General features: G+C 64.0%; 13 protein-coding genes, 1 tRNA gene and 1 other annotated feature. Of the genes, 9 read left to right on the forward strand and 5 right to left on the reverse strand.

Annotated features, from left to right (window positions below; translation table 11 throughout):
• Window positions 1–5: 5 nt before the first annotated feature.
• A complete protein-coding gene (locus tag BST28156_RS16535) occupies window positions 6–1,790 on the reverse strand; it encodes an FAD-dependent monooxygenase (protein WP_174902785.1) in 1,785 nt (594 codons plus the stop codon).
• 42 nt (window positions 1,791–1,832) lie between these two features.
• Window positions 1,833–2,684, reverse strand: a complete 852-nt coding sequence (locus BST28156_RS16540) for a fumarylacetoacetate hydrolase family protein (RefSeq protein ID WP_174902786.1) — start codon at window positions 2,682–2,684, stop codon at window positions 1,833–1,835.
• Between the two features lie 159 nt (window positions 2,685–2,843).
• On the opposite strand from BST28156_RS16540, the gene BST28156_RS16545 reads away from it, so the two are divergent.
• From BST28156_RS16545 to BST28156_RS16555, 3 genes are all read left to right on the forward strand, one after another.
• Window positions 2,844–3,587: a GntR family transcriptional regulator gene (locus tag BST28156_RS16545; protein ID WP_254596387.1), complete on the forward strand. Its 744-nt coding sequence runs from the start codon at window positions 2,844–2,846 to the stop codon at window positions 3,585–3,587.
• Between the two features lie 403 nt (window positions 3,588–3,990).
• A complete protein-coding gene (locus BST28156_RS16550; protein WP_174902788.1) occupies window positions 3,991–4,629 on the forward strand; it encodes a hydrolase in 639 nt (212 codons plus the stop codon).
• Window positions 4,630–4,878: 249 nt separating this feature from the next.
• Window positions 4,879–6,116, forward strand: a protein-coding gene (locus BST28156_RS16555) for an IS3 family transposase (RefSeq protein ID WP_174902789.1) whose coding sequence is annotated in 2 segments (ribosomal slippage) — window positions 4,879–5,170 and window positions 5,170–6,116 — 1,239 coding nt in all. Because the reading frame shifts where the segments join, the coding sequence is not laid out codon by codon here.
• Window positions 5,160–5,276 (forward strand) — a sequence feature (AL1L pseudoknot). Its footprint overlaps the gene before it by 117 nt.
• Window positions 6,117–7,189: 1,073 nt before the next feature.
• On the opposite strand, the gene BST28156_RS16565 is transcribed toward BST28156_RS16555, so the two are convergent.
• Window positions 7,190–7,414 (reverse strand): hypothetical protein, encoded by a 225-nt coding sequence (locus tag BST28156_RS16565; protein WP_174902791.1) that lies wholly within the window; start codon window positions 7,412–7,414, stop codon window positions 7,190–7,192.
• Between the two features lie 151 nt (window positions 7,415–7,565).
• Between BST28156_RS16565 and BST28156_RS16570 the strand changes: the two genes are divergently transcribed.
• Window positions 7,566–8,090 carry a hypothetical protein gene (locus tag BST28156_RS16570; RefSeq protein ID WP_096472984.1) on the forward strand — a complete coding sequence of 175 codons (525 nt, stop codon included), beginning with the start codon at window positions 7,566–7,568 and terminating at the stop codon, window positions 8,088–8,090.
• Window positions 8,091–8,545: 455 nt separating this feature from the next.
• Here the strand turns inward: BST28156_RS16570 and BST28156_RS16575 are convergent.
• Together BST28156_RS16575 and BST28156_RS16580 are read right to left on the reverse strand one after the other, a co-directional pair.
• Window positions 8,546–8,622 (reverse strand) — tRNA-Arg (locus BST28156_RS16575).
• Between the two features lie 167 nt (window positions 8,623–8,789).
• Window positions 8,790–9,620, reverse strand: a complete 831-nt coding sequence (locus tag BST28156_RS16580; RefSeq protein ID WP_009688196.1) for an undecaprenyl-diphosphate phosphatase — start codon at window positions 9,618–9,620, stop codon at window positions 8,790–8,792.
• Between the two features lie 483 nt (window positions 9,621–10,103).
• Here BST28156_RS16580 and BST28156_RS16585 point away from each other — a divergent pair, with 483 nt between their 5' ends.
• The 5 genes from BST28156_RS16585 (at window position 10,104) to BST28156_RS16605 (ending at window position 15,597) form a co-directional block, all read left to right on the forward strand.
• Entirely contained in the window at window positions 10,104–11,015 is a 912-nt protein-coding gene (locus tag BST28156_RS16585) for an aldose epimerase family protein (RefSeq protein ID WP_174902792.1), read from the forward strand.
• A gap of 133 nt (window positions 11,016–11,148) precedes the next feature.
• A complete protein-coding gene (locus tag BST28156_RS16590) occupies window positions 11,149–11,841 on the forward strand; it encodes a peptidoglycan DD-metalloendopeptidase family protein (RefSeq protein WP_060241799.1) in 693 nt (230 codons plus the stop codon).
• Between the two features lie 366 nt (window positions 11,842–12,207).
• Window positions 12,208–13,827, forward strand: coding sequence for an acyl-CoA synthetase (locus BST28156_RS16595; RefSeq protein ID WP_174902793.1), 1,620 nt, complete (start codon window positions 12,208–12,210; stop codon window positions 13,825–13,827).
• Window positions 13,828–13,892: 65 nt separating this feature from the next.
• The gene (locus BST28156_RS16600) at window positions 13,893–14,216 is read left to right on the forward strand and encodes a DUF2288 domain-containing protein (protein WP_009688202.1); all 324 of its coding nucleotides are present in this window, start codon (window positions 13,893–13,895) and stop codon (window positions 14,214–14,216) included.
• A 10-nt stretch (window positions 14,217–14,226) separates the two neighbouring features.
• Window positions 14,227–15,597: an MATE family efflux transporter gene (locus BST28156_RS16605; RefSeq protein ID WP_174902794.1), complete on the forward strand. Its 1,371-nt coding sequence runs from the start codon at window positions 14,227–14,229 to the stop codon at window positions 15,595–15,597.
• Window positions 15,598–15,606: the final 9 nt, after the last annotated feature.

A 15,606-nucleotide genomic window follows, 5' to 3' on the forward strand; every position in this document is an offset into this window, starting at 1 on the left:
CTCCGTTACGCTTCGGCCAGCACAGCCGTGTCAACCTTCGCGTGCGTCGCGCGGCCAAGAATCCGCGATAGCACGCGACGCAGCGCGCCAGCCGGATCGTCGGCCAGTGCTTCCGAACGCCATGCGACGAAGCGGTCGGGCCGCACCAGCACGCAGCCGTGATCCTCGATCTCGCGCTGCCGCGCCCAATCGCCATAGATGTCGAACGTCGGCGTGCCGTGCGCGATCGATACCGCGCGGATCTCGATCCCGAATTCGTCGCCGACGCGCTTCGCCGCGTCGAGCCATGCGTGGCCGCCAGCGCCCGTGAGCACCGTGAACGCGCCGCGGCCGACGAGGTCGAGCGTCGACACCTGCTCACCGTCGTGCTGGATCCACGCATGCGGAATCGTCGCGCCCGGTGTTGTCGTCGGATGATAGTAAAGCTCGGGGTCGCGCAACGGAACCGGGAATGTCGCACCGTCGCGCACGATCGCCGCTGACGTATAGTGCTGCCCGAGCTCGACGCCGTGGCAGTTGAACTGGTAGTTCTGCAGCTCGACCGCGTCGGCGAGCGCTTTGCGGCGCTTGCGGCCGGTCTCGTCCTCCGCGAACAGCCCGTCGAGTGAGGCCCAGCCCTGTTCCGCGCTTTGCCCTTCCGTGAAGCCGAGCGCTTTCGCGATCGGTAGCATCTCGCCAACCGATTTGAACGCACGATTCACGACCGTCTCGGCGACCGGCTGACGTTCGTCCGAATAGGTCTGCAACAGCGCGGGCGATGCCTTGCCCTGCACGATCAACGCAAGCTTCCATGCGAGATTGAACGCATCCTGGACTGACGTATTCGAGCCGAGGCCGTTTGCCGGCGGATGGCGGTGCGCGGCGTCGCCGGCAATCGCAATGCGGCCTTTCACCATCGTGCGGGCGACCATCCGGTTGATCGTCCATTTCGACACGGCCTTCACGCGGATCGGGATGTCGGGGTCGCCGATCGTCGCGCGGGCCCTTGCGATCACCGCGTCGTGGCTCAGGTCAGGCTCGCCGTCCTTCGGGTTGTACATGAACAGCAGCACCCATTCGTTCCAAGGCCGCACGCAAATGTACGTGCCGCTGCCGACCCAGTAGTCGCTGCCCGGCTGGCTCATCCAGTACAGCACGCCCGGGCGGTGCGCGGTGTATTTCTCGAGGTCGACCTCGAGCCAGCAGTTCACCGCGCAGCCGAGCCCCATTTCGCCGTCGAGCTCGAAGCCGAGCTGCTTGACCACGAGGCTTTGCGCGCCGTCCGCGCCGACCGCGTAATCGGCGATCACCTCGATTTCCTCGCGCGTCACGACGTCGACGAGCTGCGCGATCACCGCGTCGTCGGTCTGGCGAATCGACACGAGTTCGGTGTTGAACAGGATGCGCGCACCGTACTCGCGCGCCGCGCCGAGGATCACCGGCTCAAGCAGATGTTGCGGCGCATTGCACATCTGCGACGGGCTGGCCGCCTCGTAGTCGGCCTTACGCCGCGTACCGGTCCCCCAAGTTTGCAGCCGCGCGATCTCGCGACCCGCGAAGCTGGTCGCCCACACGTTGTTGGTCATCAGCTCATTCGGCGTCGCGAGTGCGCGCACGCGCTCCTCGATGCCGAGATCGCGGAACACCTCGACGGTGCGCTGGTTCGTGATGTGCGCACGCGGCGAGTGAGCGGTGCCCGGATAGCGCGTGATTGCCAGCACCTCGACGCCGTACTTCGCAAGCAGCGCCGCAGTTGTCAGCCCAGCCGGCCCTGCGCCGACCACCAACACCGGAACTCGAATCTGTCTCATGTCTTCCTCAGCCTCTTGATGGATGCGTTCAACAGCCGGCGTTCATTGCGCCGCGTCTTCGTCGCGCACGGGATTGCACAGGATGCCGAGCCCTTCGATCTCGACCTCGCATACGTCGCCGTCGCGCATGATCAGCTTCGGGTCGCGCGCCCAACCGATGCCGGCCGGCGTGCCGCTGACGATCACGTCGCCCGCTTCCAGCGTGATCGCCTCGCTGACGATCGAGATCAGCGTCGCGACGTCGAACAGCATGTCGCTCGTGTTCGCCGACTGCACGATCTTGCCGTTCAGCCGCGTTTCCAGCCGCAGGCCGGCGCCGCCCGCCGGCAGCTCGTCGGCGGTCACGAGCGCCGGGCCGAACGCGCCGGTGCCGTCGAAGTTCTTGCCGACCGTCCATTGCGGCGCCTTGAACTGGTACTCGCGCACCGAACCGTCGTTGAACACCGAGTAGCCGGCCACGCAATCGAGCGCGCGTGCCTTCGGCACGTGACGGCCGCCGCTTTTCAGCACGACGGCCAGCTCGCCCTCGAAGTCCAGCGAATCGGACACGCGCGGCCGGATCATCGGCGCACCGTGGCCGATCAGGCTCGTCGTGAAGCGCGGGAACAGGGTCGGATAGGAAGGCTGTTCGTACGGGCTTTCCTTCGTGTGGTCGGCGTAGTTCAACCCGACGCAGATGATTTTGCCGGGCCGTGTGAGCGGCGGCAGCCACGTCACCTCGTCGACGTGGAAGGTCGGGCCGGCCGATGCCTGCCGGTCGGGGAAGCTGGCCAGGTCGATACCGCTCGCGAGCAAATGTTCGAGCGTCGCATCGCCGAGCGACACGATGGTGGAGTCGCGCTGCACACCGAGCATCCGTTTGCGGCCATCGGGCGAAAAATTCACGTAACGCATGACATCTCCAGATCAAGGGGTCGCCGCCGGGCTGGCTGCGATTTAGATACAAATTTAGAAAATATATATATTTTCGTCTTTGCATGTTTACCCTAGTATTCGCATATTTCTGTGGGTTATGCATATAATTTGGCCATCTGGAGGAAAACATTCGTGGACATGACGTTTGACGACGCAGCGGCCGGCGGCTCGCGAACCATGGCGTCGGTACTGGCCGACACCATTCTTCGGGACATCGTATCGGGCACACTCGCGCCCGGTTCCAAGCTGAAGATCCGAGAGTTAGCCGACCGCTACCAGGCCGGCGTAATTCCGCTGCGCGAGGCTGTTTCACGGCTTGCGATGAGCGGCTTCGTCGAAGCGGAGGACCAGCGCGGCTTTCGCGTGACGCCCGTGTCCCGCGCGGACCTCGAGGACATCACCTCGGTGCGGCAATGCATCGAATCCGAAGCGCTGCGCGACGCGATCGAGAGCGGCAACCTCGAATGGGAAGCGTCCGTGCTCGCCGCGTTCCACCTGGTGAACAGCCTGCCGACCGTCGTTGACGAGCCACCTCGAATGAACCCCGACTGGGAACGTGCGCACGATCATTTTCACGCGACGCTGCTGGCCGGTTGCCGCTCGAAGTGGCTCAAGCACTTCGCGGCGACGCTGCGCACACAGACCGCGCGCTACCGGCATCAGTCACTGCGCAGCCAGCATGCTGGCGAGCGCGATGTCGGCCGCGAACACGAGGAGATCGTGAAGGCCGTACTCGCTCGCGACGGCGACCGCGCATGCGCGCTGCTGCGTCAGCACTTCGCCGTCACCGCGCAGCTTGTGCTGGAAGATGCGACGCCCGTAGAGGGTGCGGCATCGGCCCCCGCTCCACGGTTCGCCGGCAAGACCCGCTCGCAACGCTAGGCCACACATTTCGCTCGTCACCGCACCCGCAGCCCCACAACCCGCGCCTCTGATCTCCTCCGTGGAGGCGGACCGGTTGAGCGCAGTATTCGCCTCGACCGTCACCTTCACACCCATTCAGTGATCCCGATCATGTCGCTCATGGTAGCGACATGCTGCCCCCGTTCGCGCGCACATGCCGTTCGATGAACGAGAACACTATGTTCTGCCCGTGCGCGCTACGCACCGCCGCGCGAATCGCATAAGCTGACGACTCTCGCCGGCTGCAGAGCGCATCGATGTCGCACAACGACACCCCTCGATCGTCGCGGCGCGGCACGACAGCGGAACCGCATCGCGCCCGCACCACGGAGCAGCGCGATCGTTATTCCCAGCCTCCCACCACCCTGATCTGGAGAGAACCATGGCAAGCGAACCGATTCGCGACCCCGCGAACGACCACCTGCTCACCCCGCAGAACGCGGCGTTCATCGTCATCGATTACCAGCCGGTTCAGGTGAACTCGATCGCGTCGATGGATCGCCAGCTGCTGATCAACAACATCGTCGGCGCATCGAAGGCAGCGGTTGCATACGGCCTTCCGATCGTCCACTCGACCGTCAACGTTAAAACCGGGCTGAACAAACCGCCGATCCCGCAACTGCGCGCGGCACTCGAAGGCTATCCGACCTACGACCGCACGACCATCAACTCGTGGGAAGACGTCGAGTTTCGCCAGGCCGTCGAGGCGACCGGCCGCAAGAAACTCATCATGACCGCGCTGTGGACCGAAGCGTGCCTGACGTTCCCGGCGCTCGACGCGCTGAAAGCTGGCTACGAGGTGTACGTGGTCGTCGACGCGGTCGGTGGCACGTCGGTCGCCGCGCACGAAGCCGCGCTGCGCCGCATCGAGCAGGCCGGCGGCCAGATGATCAGCGTTGCGCAACTGTTCTGCGAGCTTCAACGCGACTGGGCGCGCAGCGCAACCGTCCCGGCGTTCATGAACCTGTTCATCGAAACCGGCGGCACGGCCGGCATCCAGTTCTCGTACGACAAGAGCTGATCTAGCCCAGCTGTTATCGCAGCGTCCGCTTGCGCCCCTCGGGTAGCCCGACGGGCGCAAGCGTGACGTCGCATCACCGCGACAATCGGGCCACAAGCTACCGGACGTCGTCGATTTCCTCCAGGTTCATATCCAATGTGAACGAGCCCATGACCGACTATCTTCTCTTTGCGGGTCGCCTCTTCATCGCACTGATGTATGAACCGCCCCGAGTTTTGTGGAGGCTCCAACTCTTGAGAGAATGGAGCCATGAACAAAAAGCCAAGCAAGTTTTCCCCGGAAGTCCGAGAGCGCGCAGTGCGCCTGGTACGCGAGCAGCGTAGCGAGCATCCGTCGATGTGGGCGGCAGTCGAATCGATTGCGCCGATGATCGGCTGCACGCCGCAGACGCTGTTGGATTGGGTTAAGCGCGACGAGGTTGACCGTGGAGAGCGCGATGGTGTGAGTACGGCCGAGCGTGAACGCATCAAAGCCTTGGAGCGCGAGGTCAAGGAACTGCGCCGGACCAACGAGATTCTCAAACTGGCGAGCGCGTTTTTCGCCCAGGCGGAGCTCGACCGCCGTTTCAAATCCTGAAGGCCTTCATTGATCAGCATCGCGACACCTTCGGGGTCGAGCCGATCTGCAAGGTCTTGCGGATTGCCCCGTCGGGCTACCGACGCCATGCAGCACAACTTCGCGATCCGTCGAAACGCTGCACCCGCGCGAAACGCGATGAGCTTTTGCAACCGGAGATCAAGCGTGTCTGGCAGGCCAACATGCAGGTCTACGGCGTGCCGAAGGTCTGGAAGCAGATGAACCGGGAAGGCATTGCGGTGGCACGCTGCACGGTCGAACGGTTGATGAAGCTGCAGGGCTTGCGTGGCGCAGTTCGCGGTAAGCGTGTTCGCACGACGATTGCCGATGTGAGCGCGCCGCGCCCGCTGGACCGAGTCAACCGGCAGTTCAAGGCTGACCGACCGAATCAGCTCTGGGTGTCGGATTTTACGTATGTCTCGACATGGCAAGGCTGGCTGTACGTGGCATTCGTGATCGACGTGTTCGCCCGCCGTATTGTTGGCTGGCGCGTCAGCTCGTCGATGACCACGGACTTTGTTCTGGATGCACTTGAACAAGCGCTGTACGCCCGCCAACCGGGCGAGGACGGGACTTTGATACACCACTCCGATAGAGGGGCCCAATACGTCAGCATTCGCTACAGCGAACGGCTGGCTGAGGCCGGCATCGAGCCGTCGGTCGGCAGCCGGGGCGACAGCTACGACAATGCGCTGGCCGAAACGATCAACGGCCTGTACAAGACGGAACTGATTCATCGGCGCGCCCCTTGGAAAACAAGGGAATCCGTCGAACTGGCAACGCTGGAATGGGTCGCCTGGTATAACCATCATCGGCTGATGGAACCGCTCGGCTATATCCCGCCCGCTGAAGCTGAGGCAAACTACTACAGACAACTCAGAAATACCGCTGACGTGTCCGCATTAACTTAAACCAACCAGCCTCCACGATTCCCGGTGCGGTTCATACCTCCCGATAGGTTCGCCGCAACAGAACCGGCTTCACCCGCGATCCATTGCACATCCTTCGTTCCTGGTGGATGAATTCGGACGACACCGCTAACCCGCCCTGCGCGCGTAGTCGCATCCAGAGCAATACGGCCTTGTTGGTCCCAGATTTGCAGCCCGACGGTCAATGCGCGATTCTCTGGCCGTGTTCGAGATAGTGCGTAAGAGCGGCTTTCACCACTGCGCTAACACTCGCATCGCGCGCGGCGGCCAACTTACGCAGATCACGGCGCAGCGTCGGCGTTATCCGAACAGTCAATACGCTATCCTTAATATATGGCTTATCTGGAATAAGTCCTGTATGCAATTCTTCTCCTTCGAAGGTATGACAAAGAAACCAGCCGAGCGACTATGCAGAAATGGTTCGCCTTGCACGTACCCGGGGCATCATCGGGCATGCCTACCCATGGGGTGGGGTTCTTCCTCTCCGAAGCTGCGTCCTATTTTATATCGTGAAATTTGGAGGACCGAACCTCATGCGATCTTCTAAGCTAGGCCCTGTTTTATATTGCGAAATACAGGAGGACTCTCCTTAGCTCAGGGGTATTTCGTATCGTGGGATTCGCCGTCTAGGCGAGATAGCTCTCCTTAGCTGTGTGGTGTTTTATATCGTGGAATGGCCCATGTGCGCACCGCGTGGCGTGAAGTCTTGAATTGGTCGCGCTGGTCCCGACTGCCTCGTACTGCTTCAGCAGTCTTTCGCGCCATTCCCGTCCAATCGCGGCCAGGGCCTCGATCTCTGCTGCCTCAACTACAGTCCTACTGGTCCTCATCGCTGCTCCTGGATTCGTTCGACTGACGTAAAATCACAACTTCGTACAAACAAAAACCACTACGCAGGCTTCGAAACGCACAACTACGAGTGACTTTGCTCCCGCTTTTCTGCAATCATATACACCACAAAACCACTACGCAACGCCTTTTTGCAGAATGCTCCATGCACGGTAGCAGATGGCTTGCGCTGCGGTTTGCTGCTCCTCCCCTTCTGCTACCGTCCGTTACTCCTCATCGGAACCTGCCGCAGCCTTGGCCGCCTGCTGGATGAGACTCCGCTTACTTTCGACGTAGCCGCAAACCAATTCGCGCAGTTCCTCCGATACCTTTACGCTCGCAAACACTCGCAGAATCTGCAGGTCGCGGATCACATCCTTCGGCAAACGGAGTTGATACGCCTGCATATTTTCACGTTGGCTGCGGATTGATGAATTAGGGTCGTATTTCATGCGCTCTCCAAAGTTTCAACCATTGTAACCCACTACGTAAACGCGAGCGACACGTAATACTGGACAGAAACACAGGATTCTGTAAATCGCCTATTGCTTGACACATCCATTCTGTTATGATTTTGAGAAATTGATGTGCGGAGGTCTGCAGATGGACATTCTTGAGAAAGCCGAGGGCCGGCGTAGCACGCTCCAAAAGCAGCGGGAGCAACTTATGGAAACGATCGATAAGATCGACGCGGAATTGCGTGACCTCGAAGGATTCTTCAAGGTCGCAGCCCGCCTCCAAAGTACCTCCAACGCCCTACGTAACGCGAGGGTCGTTACTGCTGAATGGCCTATCCCCGCTGACGCGGCAACGAGGGCCTTGGTTAATTTGGCGCAGGGAAACAAAGCCCACGCTATCGCCAAGGAAGCAATCGAGATCATCAGACGGCACGGTCCGCAGACCGCCCGAGGTGTACTCGAATTGATGGATGCGAATGGCCTAGGCAATTTGGTGAGCCCGGACAAGGACAAGAGTGCGCGAATTTCTTACGTATCGTCTGTGCTTAGCAAGGACGAGCGTTTCGCCTCTGACCGAGAAAAAGGCGGCTATGTGCTGGTAGAGCAGAAAGAAAAAGACCCCCAAGGACAAATCCTTGAGGGTCCGAGCAGTGTGGACGATCTGCTGTGATAAATGGGGCCATCGTTGGGTACGACGCGGGAGACTTTGGACCTACCGTGCGCCGGTTCGATTCCGACTGGCTCCACCAGTTTTCTCAACAACCCAAAGGAGGAGCATAATGCCCCCGCCATAGTCAATCTCGCTGAGAAAACTCACAACAAGGAGTTGGCGAACTCCATCAGCTAGCGATTACAAGTTGGGGGCTTTGACCCTGGCCGGTCAGAGCCCTCTTTTTATGCGTTGTCAAGACTACCGAAGCAGATTTTTCTGCGCAAGCTTCTGTAGCGTCCCTTTACATCTCCATAGCTATGTCGCCCGACCGTTGAATTCTGCAAGCGCGGGACCAGCACTGGGCAAAGTTAGGCGATAGAATCCAGTCACACCCCAGTCACACTGATCTGTGATTGGGCCTTGAATCCGCCGGATTCCGATTGGACGTAACCCGTTGATTTTTCAGGAATAACTGGCCCGCCCTACACGATTCGAACGTGTGACCTACGGCTTAGAAGGCCGTTGCTCTATCCAACTGAGCTAAGGGCGGTCGAGGGAAAAAGACACGGCGCCAGCAACCCGGACCCGGCTCCGATCACCGCCGCCGGTACGAAACCGACGCGACGCAACCAGAAACGAAACGGGCCCGGCCTGAAGCCGAGCCCGAAATTATACCCGATCATCGCGTCGAATCACGCAAGACCGGCGCCTGCGGCCTTACACGGGCTGCGCATGCAGCATGAACCAGCCCAGGCAGAACACGCCGGCGATCACGCAATACAGGCCGAACGACGCCAGCCGGCCGCGCCCTTCGAAATAGCGCATCAGGAACCGCACGCTCAGGTACGCGGCGATCGCCGTCAGCACGCCGCCGAGCAGCGCGTCGGCGAGCTGGTCGCGCGCATGGAACAGCTTCGGCAGTTCGAGCACGCCCGCCGCGAAGATGATCGGCGTGCCGAGCAGGAACGAAAACTCCGCCGCCTTCTCCGCCGTCAGCCCGGCCGCATTGCCGGCGATCATCGTCAGCCCGCTGCGCGAAAAGCCCGGGATCAGCGCGCCGATCTGCGCGAGACCCACGAAGAACGCCTGCTTGAACGTCATCTTCTCGGGCGGCTGATGCGCGCGGCTGCGCTGGATGCGATCGCCGATCCAAAGCAGCACGCCATTGACGATCAGCGCGGCCGCGACGATCCGCAGATCATGGAACACGTGCTCGATGCGCTTCTCGAGCACCAGGCCGACGATGCCCGTCGGAATCGTGCCGATGATCAACGCCCACATCAGATGGCCGTCGTCGTTCTTGCGGCCGCCGAGCTGCGCGAAAAAACCGCCGATCAGCGCGATCCAGCGCGCGCGGAAATACCACAGCAGCGCCAGCGCGGTGCCGAGGTGCAGCGCAACAAGGAACGGCAGCAACTGCGGCGCATGCTTGTCGATATGCATGCCGAACAGCGCCGGCACGAGCAACGTATGGCCGAGACTGCTGACGGGGAAGAGTTCGGTCACGCCCTGCAGGACGCTCAGGAATACCAGAAACCAGAGACTCACGCGTCGGTCCTTTGAATGGAAATTAAGCGGGAAGAAGTGACGGACGACGCGATGCGCGTCCGCAAAAACGCGCCCTGATTATGCCCAGCCATGATTACTGCGCCAAGGCATTTGACTGGCAATTGCGGCAATGCACACAAACGCTTGCAACTTGTAAGCGATCGGAAAGCAAAAGGCCCGCCATTTGCATGGCGGGCCTTTCGAATCCGGCAGAAATTGCCGTCAGCGACCGAGCTGATAGAAAAACAATACCGTACTGCCGGTGAACATGCCGAACAGCGCGATTCCCATTGCCATTGCCAGATCCATGGCGCCTCCTCGAAGTGTCATGACCCGGCAATATCACCGGTTTAGAGGCATTATCCCGACGATAGATACCCGCCAAAACTCGCAATTTCCCGAGAAGGGTTTTCCCCGACCGCGTCGCGCCCGATAATGGAGCGCGCCGTCGCGCATCCGCCCACCCGTTCATTTCGATTCGCCATGCCGATCTTCCAGCAACACGAGATTCAAGAACTCCATGCCGGCCCGTCCGTTGTCCGGGTCGCCCCGCAATTCGGCGGTCGTCTGCTGTCGTGGCACATCGACGGCGAACCCGTCATCTTCTGGCCCGACACCGCAGACTGGAGCAACGTCGCGCGCGTGCGCGGCGGCAATCCGCTGCTGTTTCCGTTCCTCGGGCGCCATCGCGTCGACGGCGAACTCGGCCGCTGGCGCGATGCCGATGGCGTGGTCCGCGACCTGCCGATGCACGGCTTCGCGCGCGACCTGCCGTTCGCGGCGCAGCCGTCGGCCGACGGCGCGGCGATCGCGATGACGCTCGAAACCAGCGACGCGCTGCGCGCGGGCTACCCGTTCGAGTTCCGTTTCGAAGCCAGCTACCGGCTCGCCGACGCCCACACGCTCGACGTCGCACTGACCACGACCAATCTCGGCAGCACACCGCTGCCCTACTACGCGGGTCATCATTTCTATTTCGCACTACCGCACGACGAGCGCGCGGCGACGACGCTGGAACTGCCGCCGACGCATCGCTGCGAGCAGCGCGCCGACGGCTCGATCAGCGCGCCCGAACGCGGCGACGCCCGCTACACGCTCGACGAAGCGCGGATCCTCGACCGCTTCCACTGCCTGGACGGCACGCCGTCGAGCCCCGTGCGCATCGAGATGCCGGGCCGCGGCCGCGTGATCGAGATTGCGCTGGACGTCCCGGGCTCGATTCCGTGGTACGCGGTCACGACCTGGACGGAAAAGCCGGAATCCGATTTCTATTGCGTCGAGCCGTGGCTCGGGCTGCCGGACGCGATCCACAACGGGCTGGGGCTGCGCTGGCTCGCGCCGGGCGCGACCGAAACGGCCGCGCTGCGGATCCGCGTGCGCCCGCTCGAGAACTGAAGCCGGCACGCCGAACCGACGCCCGACGAGGCCCGCAACGGACCCAAACTGCGGCACGCGGGTCGAACCCGTTAAAATCGGACGTTTTTGTGTCACCTGCCGCGCGATCCGCGGCAGGGTTTTGCGAGGTTCAATGTTCGGAACAACAACGAAACGACTCATCGCGGCCGCCTGCGCCGCCCTGCTCGTCGCGTGCGGCTCCGCGCCCGTCGGCCCCGGCTTCTATCGCGTCGAGCGCGGCGACACGCTCTACAAGATCGCGCGCGACAACCGCCAGTCGGTGCAGAGCATCGTGCGCTGGAACCAGATCACGAACCCGGATGCGATCGAGGTCGGCCAGGTGCTGCGCGTCGCGCCGCCGCCCGGCACGACCACGGCGTCGACCACGGGCACCGGCACCGCGGGCCGCAGCCGCCCCGCACCGTCCGCGCCGGTGGAATCGGCCGTCAAGCCGGCCACCAGCATCTCGCTGATCTGGCCGGCGCCCGGCAACGTGGTCCGCAGCTTCGACGGCTCGAAATCCAAGGGCATCGACATCGCAAACGCCGCGGGCACGCCGGTCGCGGCGGCCGCGCCGGGTGTCGTCGTCTATGCCGGCAACGGGCTGCGCGGCTACGGCAACCTGATCATCCTCAAGCACAACGCCGATTACCTGACCGCGTATGCGCATAATCGCGCGCTGCTCGTGAAGGAAGGCCAGTCGGTCACGCAGGGACAGACGATCGCCGAGATGGGCAACAGCGACAGCGACCGCGTCGCGCTGCATTTCGAGCTGCGCTACGGCGGCCGGTCGATCGATCCGGCACGCTACCTGCCGGCGCGCTGAGCACCGGCCGTCGACACGCGATGCCGGTGTGCATCGCGCGTCGACGCGAAGAGAGGCGGAAAAGTTGAGTCAGCGCTTGCGCAGACGTCCGGTGAAACGCCCGGACAGCGGATCGACGTGGCGTGCAAACGCTACCAGCACCCCGATTCCGAACAGGCTGAACCCCGCAGCTATCAGAAGCAAATCCATGGTCTCGTTACAGTTTTGTGATCATCTTATGCGTCATCGCAGAATCGTGCACTGAACCGGGCCCGTCGGACGAGTCCGCACAATCCCTATCATCAGACGCGCTTGTCGTTTCGGCAGCATGAAAAGCCGATGTAATCTACGCATCGAAGGCCCTGCAACACGACAAGGAGACACCCGATGCTGCCCGCCGCCGAACGCTACGACGACCTGCTCACCCGCTTCGCGTGGGCCGTTCCGGCACGCTACAACATCGCGGTGGACGTCTGCGACAAGTGGGCGGACGGCAGCGGCAGGCTCGCGCTGATCCACGAAACCGCGCACGGCGACGTCACGCGTCTCACGTTCGACGATCTGAGAGATGCCTCTAACCGGCTCGCAAACAGCTTCGTGCGCGCCGGCCTGCGGCGCGGCGACCGGATCGGCATCTTTCTCGCGCAAGGCCCGGAAACGGCGATCGCCCACCTCGCCGCGTACAAGCTCGGCGCGATCGCCGTGCCGCTTTTCACGCTGTTCGGCGCCGACGCGCTCGAATACCGCCTCGCGAACAGCGAAGCCGCCGCACTCGTCACCGACGCAGCCGGCTACGCGAAAATCGCGCCGTTGCGCCCGCAACTGCCCGCACTGCGCACCTGCTACTGCGTCGGCGACGATGCGCCCGACACACCCGACGTGCTGCGCTACGACGCAGCGCTCGCCGCGGAATCGGCCGACTTCGTCCCGGCCGACACGGCCGCCGACGATCCGGCGCTGATCATCTACACATCCGGCACGACCGGCAAACCGAAAGGCGCGCTGCACGCGCACCGCGTACTGCCCGGCCACCTGCCCGGCGTCGAAATGTCGCAGCAATGCTTCCCGCGCGACGCGCGGCTGTTCTGGACACCCGCCGACTGGGCGTGGATCGGCGGCCTGCTCGACGTGCTGCTGCCGTCCTGGCATCACGGCGTGCCCGTGCTGGCACGCCGCTTCGAGAAGTTCGACGGCGACGCGGCATTCGCGCTGATGGCGCGGCACGGCGTCACGCACGCGTTCCTGCCGCCGACCGCGCTGAAACTGATGCGCACCGTCGAGCGGCCGCGCGAACGCTACGCGCTGTCGCTGAAATCGGTCGCGAGCGGCGGCGAATCGCTCGGTACCGAGCTGACCGCGTGGGGACGCGACGCGCTCGGCGTCACGATCAACGAGTTCTACGGGCAAACCGAATGCAACATGGTGCTGTCGTCGTGCGCGGCGCTGTTCGACGCACAGCCGGGCGCGATCGGCAAGGCCGTGCCCGGTCACGCCGTCGCGATCGTCGATGCACATGGCACGCCGCTGCCGCCCGGCACCGAAGGACACATCGCGGTGCACCGTCCCGATCCGGTGATGTTTCTCGAATACTGGCGCAATCCCGCTGCGACCCGCGACAAGTTCGCGGGCGACTACCTGCTGACCGGCGACACCGGCATGATTGACGCCGACGGCTTCGTGCGCTTCGTCGGCCGCGACGACGATGTGATCACGAGCGCCGGCTACCGGATCGGCCCCGGCCCGATCGAGGACTGCCTGCTCACGCATCCGGCCGTGCGGATGGCCGCCGTCGTCGGCGTGCCCGATCCGACGCGCACCGAGATCGTCAAGGCGTTCGTCGTGCTGAATCCCGGCCATGCCGGCGACGACGCGCTCGTGCAGGCGCTGCAGGCGCACGTACGTACGCGCCTCGCCGCGCACGAATACCCGCGCGCGATCGCGTTCGTCGACAGCCTGCCGATGACGGCGACCGGCAAGATCGTGCGCCGCGCGCTGCGCGACGCTTGAGCCGCGCCCGGCCCGCCCGGCCGGATGGTTTATAGTGGCGCACACGCAGTCTTTCCAAGAAACCGATGTCTTCCCAACACGAATCCGCCGCGGGCGCGTCGCATAGCCCGCTCTACGCCAAACTCCTCGGCGAGACCGCCAAGATCGACTGGTGCGATCTCGAGCGCTTCTTCGCGCAGGGCAAGCTGCTCGCCGTCGCGCGCGACCTCGATCTCGTCAGCGTCGCGGAAGCGATCGCCGGCGACGACGCCGAACAGGTCACGCGCTGGCTGTCCGCCGGCCTGGTGGCCCGCATGCCGGCCGAAACCGCCAGCGACTACGCGGCACGCAACCCGGAGCTGTGGGCGGTCGTCGTATCGCCGTGGGTGTGCGTGCAGGAACGCGCCTGACGCGTCCGCCATGTCCGATGCCGCCTTGCCGCACGACGCCGGTCGCGCCACGTCGCACCGGCGCGTGCTCGCGCTCGCATTCCCGATCGTCCTTGCGAACCTGACTCAGCCGATTCTCGGCGCGGTCGACACGGCCGTCGCCGGCCACCTCGACGGCGCGCAGTATCTCGGCGGCGTCGCGCTCGGCGGGCTGTTCTTCAATTTCGTGTTCTGGGGCTTCGGCTTCCTGCGGATGGGCACGACCGGGCTGGTCGCCCAGGCGCACGGCGCCGGCGACACCGCCGGCATCCGGCTGAACGTGCTGCGTGCGCTGATCGTCGCGTTCGCGCTCGGCGCCGCCGTGCTCGCGCTGCAGGTACCGTTGCTGTCGTTCGCGCTGAGCGCGCTCGGCGGCAGCGATGCGGTGCGCGCGACGGCGCTGACGTACAGCCACACGCGGATCTGGAGCGCGCCGTTCGCGCTCGCGAACTACGTCGTGCTCGGCTACCTGCTGGGCGTGCAGCGCGTGCGGCTCGCGCTCGTCGCGCAGGTGTTCATCAACGCGGTGAACATCGGCGCGGTGCTGCTGTACGTCTACGGCTTCGGCTGGGGCATCGCCGGAATCGGCGCGGCCACCGCCACCGCCGACGTGTGCGGCTTCGCACTCGGCGCGTGGATGCTGTGGCAGTTGCGTCCGCGCGGCCTGCCGCCGCTCGCGCCGCGCGCACTCGCCGATCGCGCGGCGCTCAAGCGCCTCGTTGCCCTCAATCGCGACATCTTCCTGCGCACACTGTGCCTGCTCGGCGCATTCGGCTGGTTCGCGCATCTCGGCGCGAAACAGGGCGACGCGACGCTCGCGGCGAACGCGCTGCTGCTTAACTTCCAGACCTTCATGGCGTACGGCCTCGACGGTTTCGCGCATGCGGCCGAGGCGCTCGTCGGCGCGGCTGCCGGCGCGCGCGATCGCGCCGCGTTCCGGCAGGCCGTGCGCATCACGCTGTTCTGGTCCGCGCTCGGCGCACTGCTGTTCGCCCTCGCCTACTGGGCGGCCGGCGGCTGGATCGTCGCGCGCCTGACCGATCAGGCCGACATCCGCACGGTCGCGCTGCGCTACCTGCCGTGGGCCGCGATCTCGCCCGTCGTGTCCGTGTGGGGATTCCTGCTCGACGGCGTGTTCATCGGCGCGACGCAAACGCAGTCGCTGATGCGCGCGATGGTCGTGTCGTTCGCGATCTTCGTCGCGGCCACGTTCGCCTTCGTCGATGCGTTCGGCAACCACGGCCTGTGGTTCGCGCTGCTGCTGTTCATGGCCGCGCGCGGCGCCACGCTCGCGCGCTACCTGCCGGGCCTGGTGCGGCAGATCGGCGCCGACGCGCGCGTCGCGGCGACGACCGGCGCCTGAAGCTGCCGA

This window comes from Burkholderia pseudomultivorans (genome assembly GCF_902499075.1).
Taxonomy (GTDB): Bacteria; Pseudomonadota; Gammaproteobacteria; order Burkholderiales; family Burkholderiaceae; genus Burkholderia; species Burkholderia pseudomultivorans.

Bases quoted from the DNA above. Each gene is read 5' to 3' on its own strand.
- BST28156_RS16535 (WP_174902785.1), bottom strand. From the start codon at position 1,790: ATGAGACAGATTCGAGTTCCGGTGTTGGTGGTCGGCGCAGGGCCGGCT.
- BST28156_RS16540 (WP_174902786.1), bottom strand. From the start codon at position 2,684: ATGCGTTACGTGAATTTTTCGCCCGATGGCCGCAAACGGATGCTCGGT.
- BST28156_RS16545 (WP_254596387.1), top strand. From the start codon at position 2,844: ATGACGTTTGACGACGCAGCGGCCGGCGGCTCGCGAACCATGGCGTCG.
- BST28156_RS16550 (WP_174902788.1), top strand. From the start codon at position 3,991: ATGGCAAGCGAACCGATTCGCGACCCCGCGAACGACCACCTGCTCACC.
- BST28156_RS16565 (WP_174902791.1), bottom strand. From the start codon at position 7,414: ATGAAATACGACCCTAATTCATCAATCCGCAGCCAACGTGAAAATATG.
- BST28156_RS16570 (WP_096472984.1), top strand. From the start codon at position 7,566: ATGGACATTCTTGAGAAAGCCGAGGGCCGGCGTAGCACGCTCCAAAAG.
- BST28156_RS16585 (WP_174902792.1), top strand. From the start codon at position 10,104: ATGCCGATCTTCCAGCAACACGAGATTCAAGAACTCCATGCCGGCCCG.
- BST28156_RS16590 (WP_060241799.1), top strand. From the start codon at position 11,149: ATGTTCGGAACAACAACGAAACGACTCATCGCGGCCGCCTGCGCCGCC.
- BST28156_RS16595 (WP_174902793.1), top strand. From the start codon at position 12,208: ATGCTGCCCGCCGCCGAACGCTACGACGACCTGCTCACCCGCTTCGCG.
- BST28156_RS16600 (WP_009688202.1), top strand. From the start codon at position 13,893: ATGTCTTCCCAACACGAATCCGCCGCGGGCGCGTCGCATAGCCCGCTC.
- BST28156_RS16605 (WP_174902794.1), top strand. From the start codon at position 14,227: ATGTCCGATGCCGCCTTGCCGCACGACGCCGGTCGCGCCACGTCGCAC.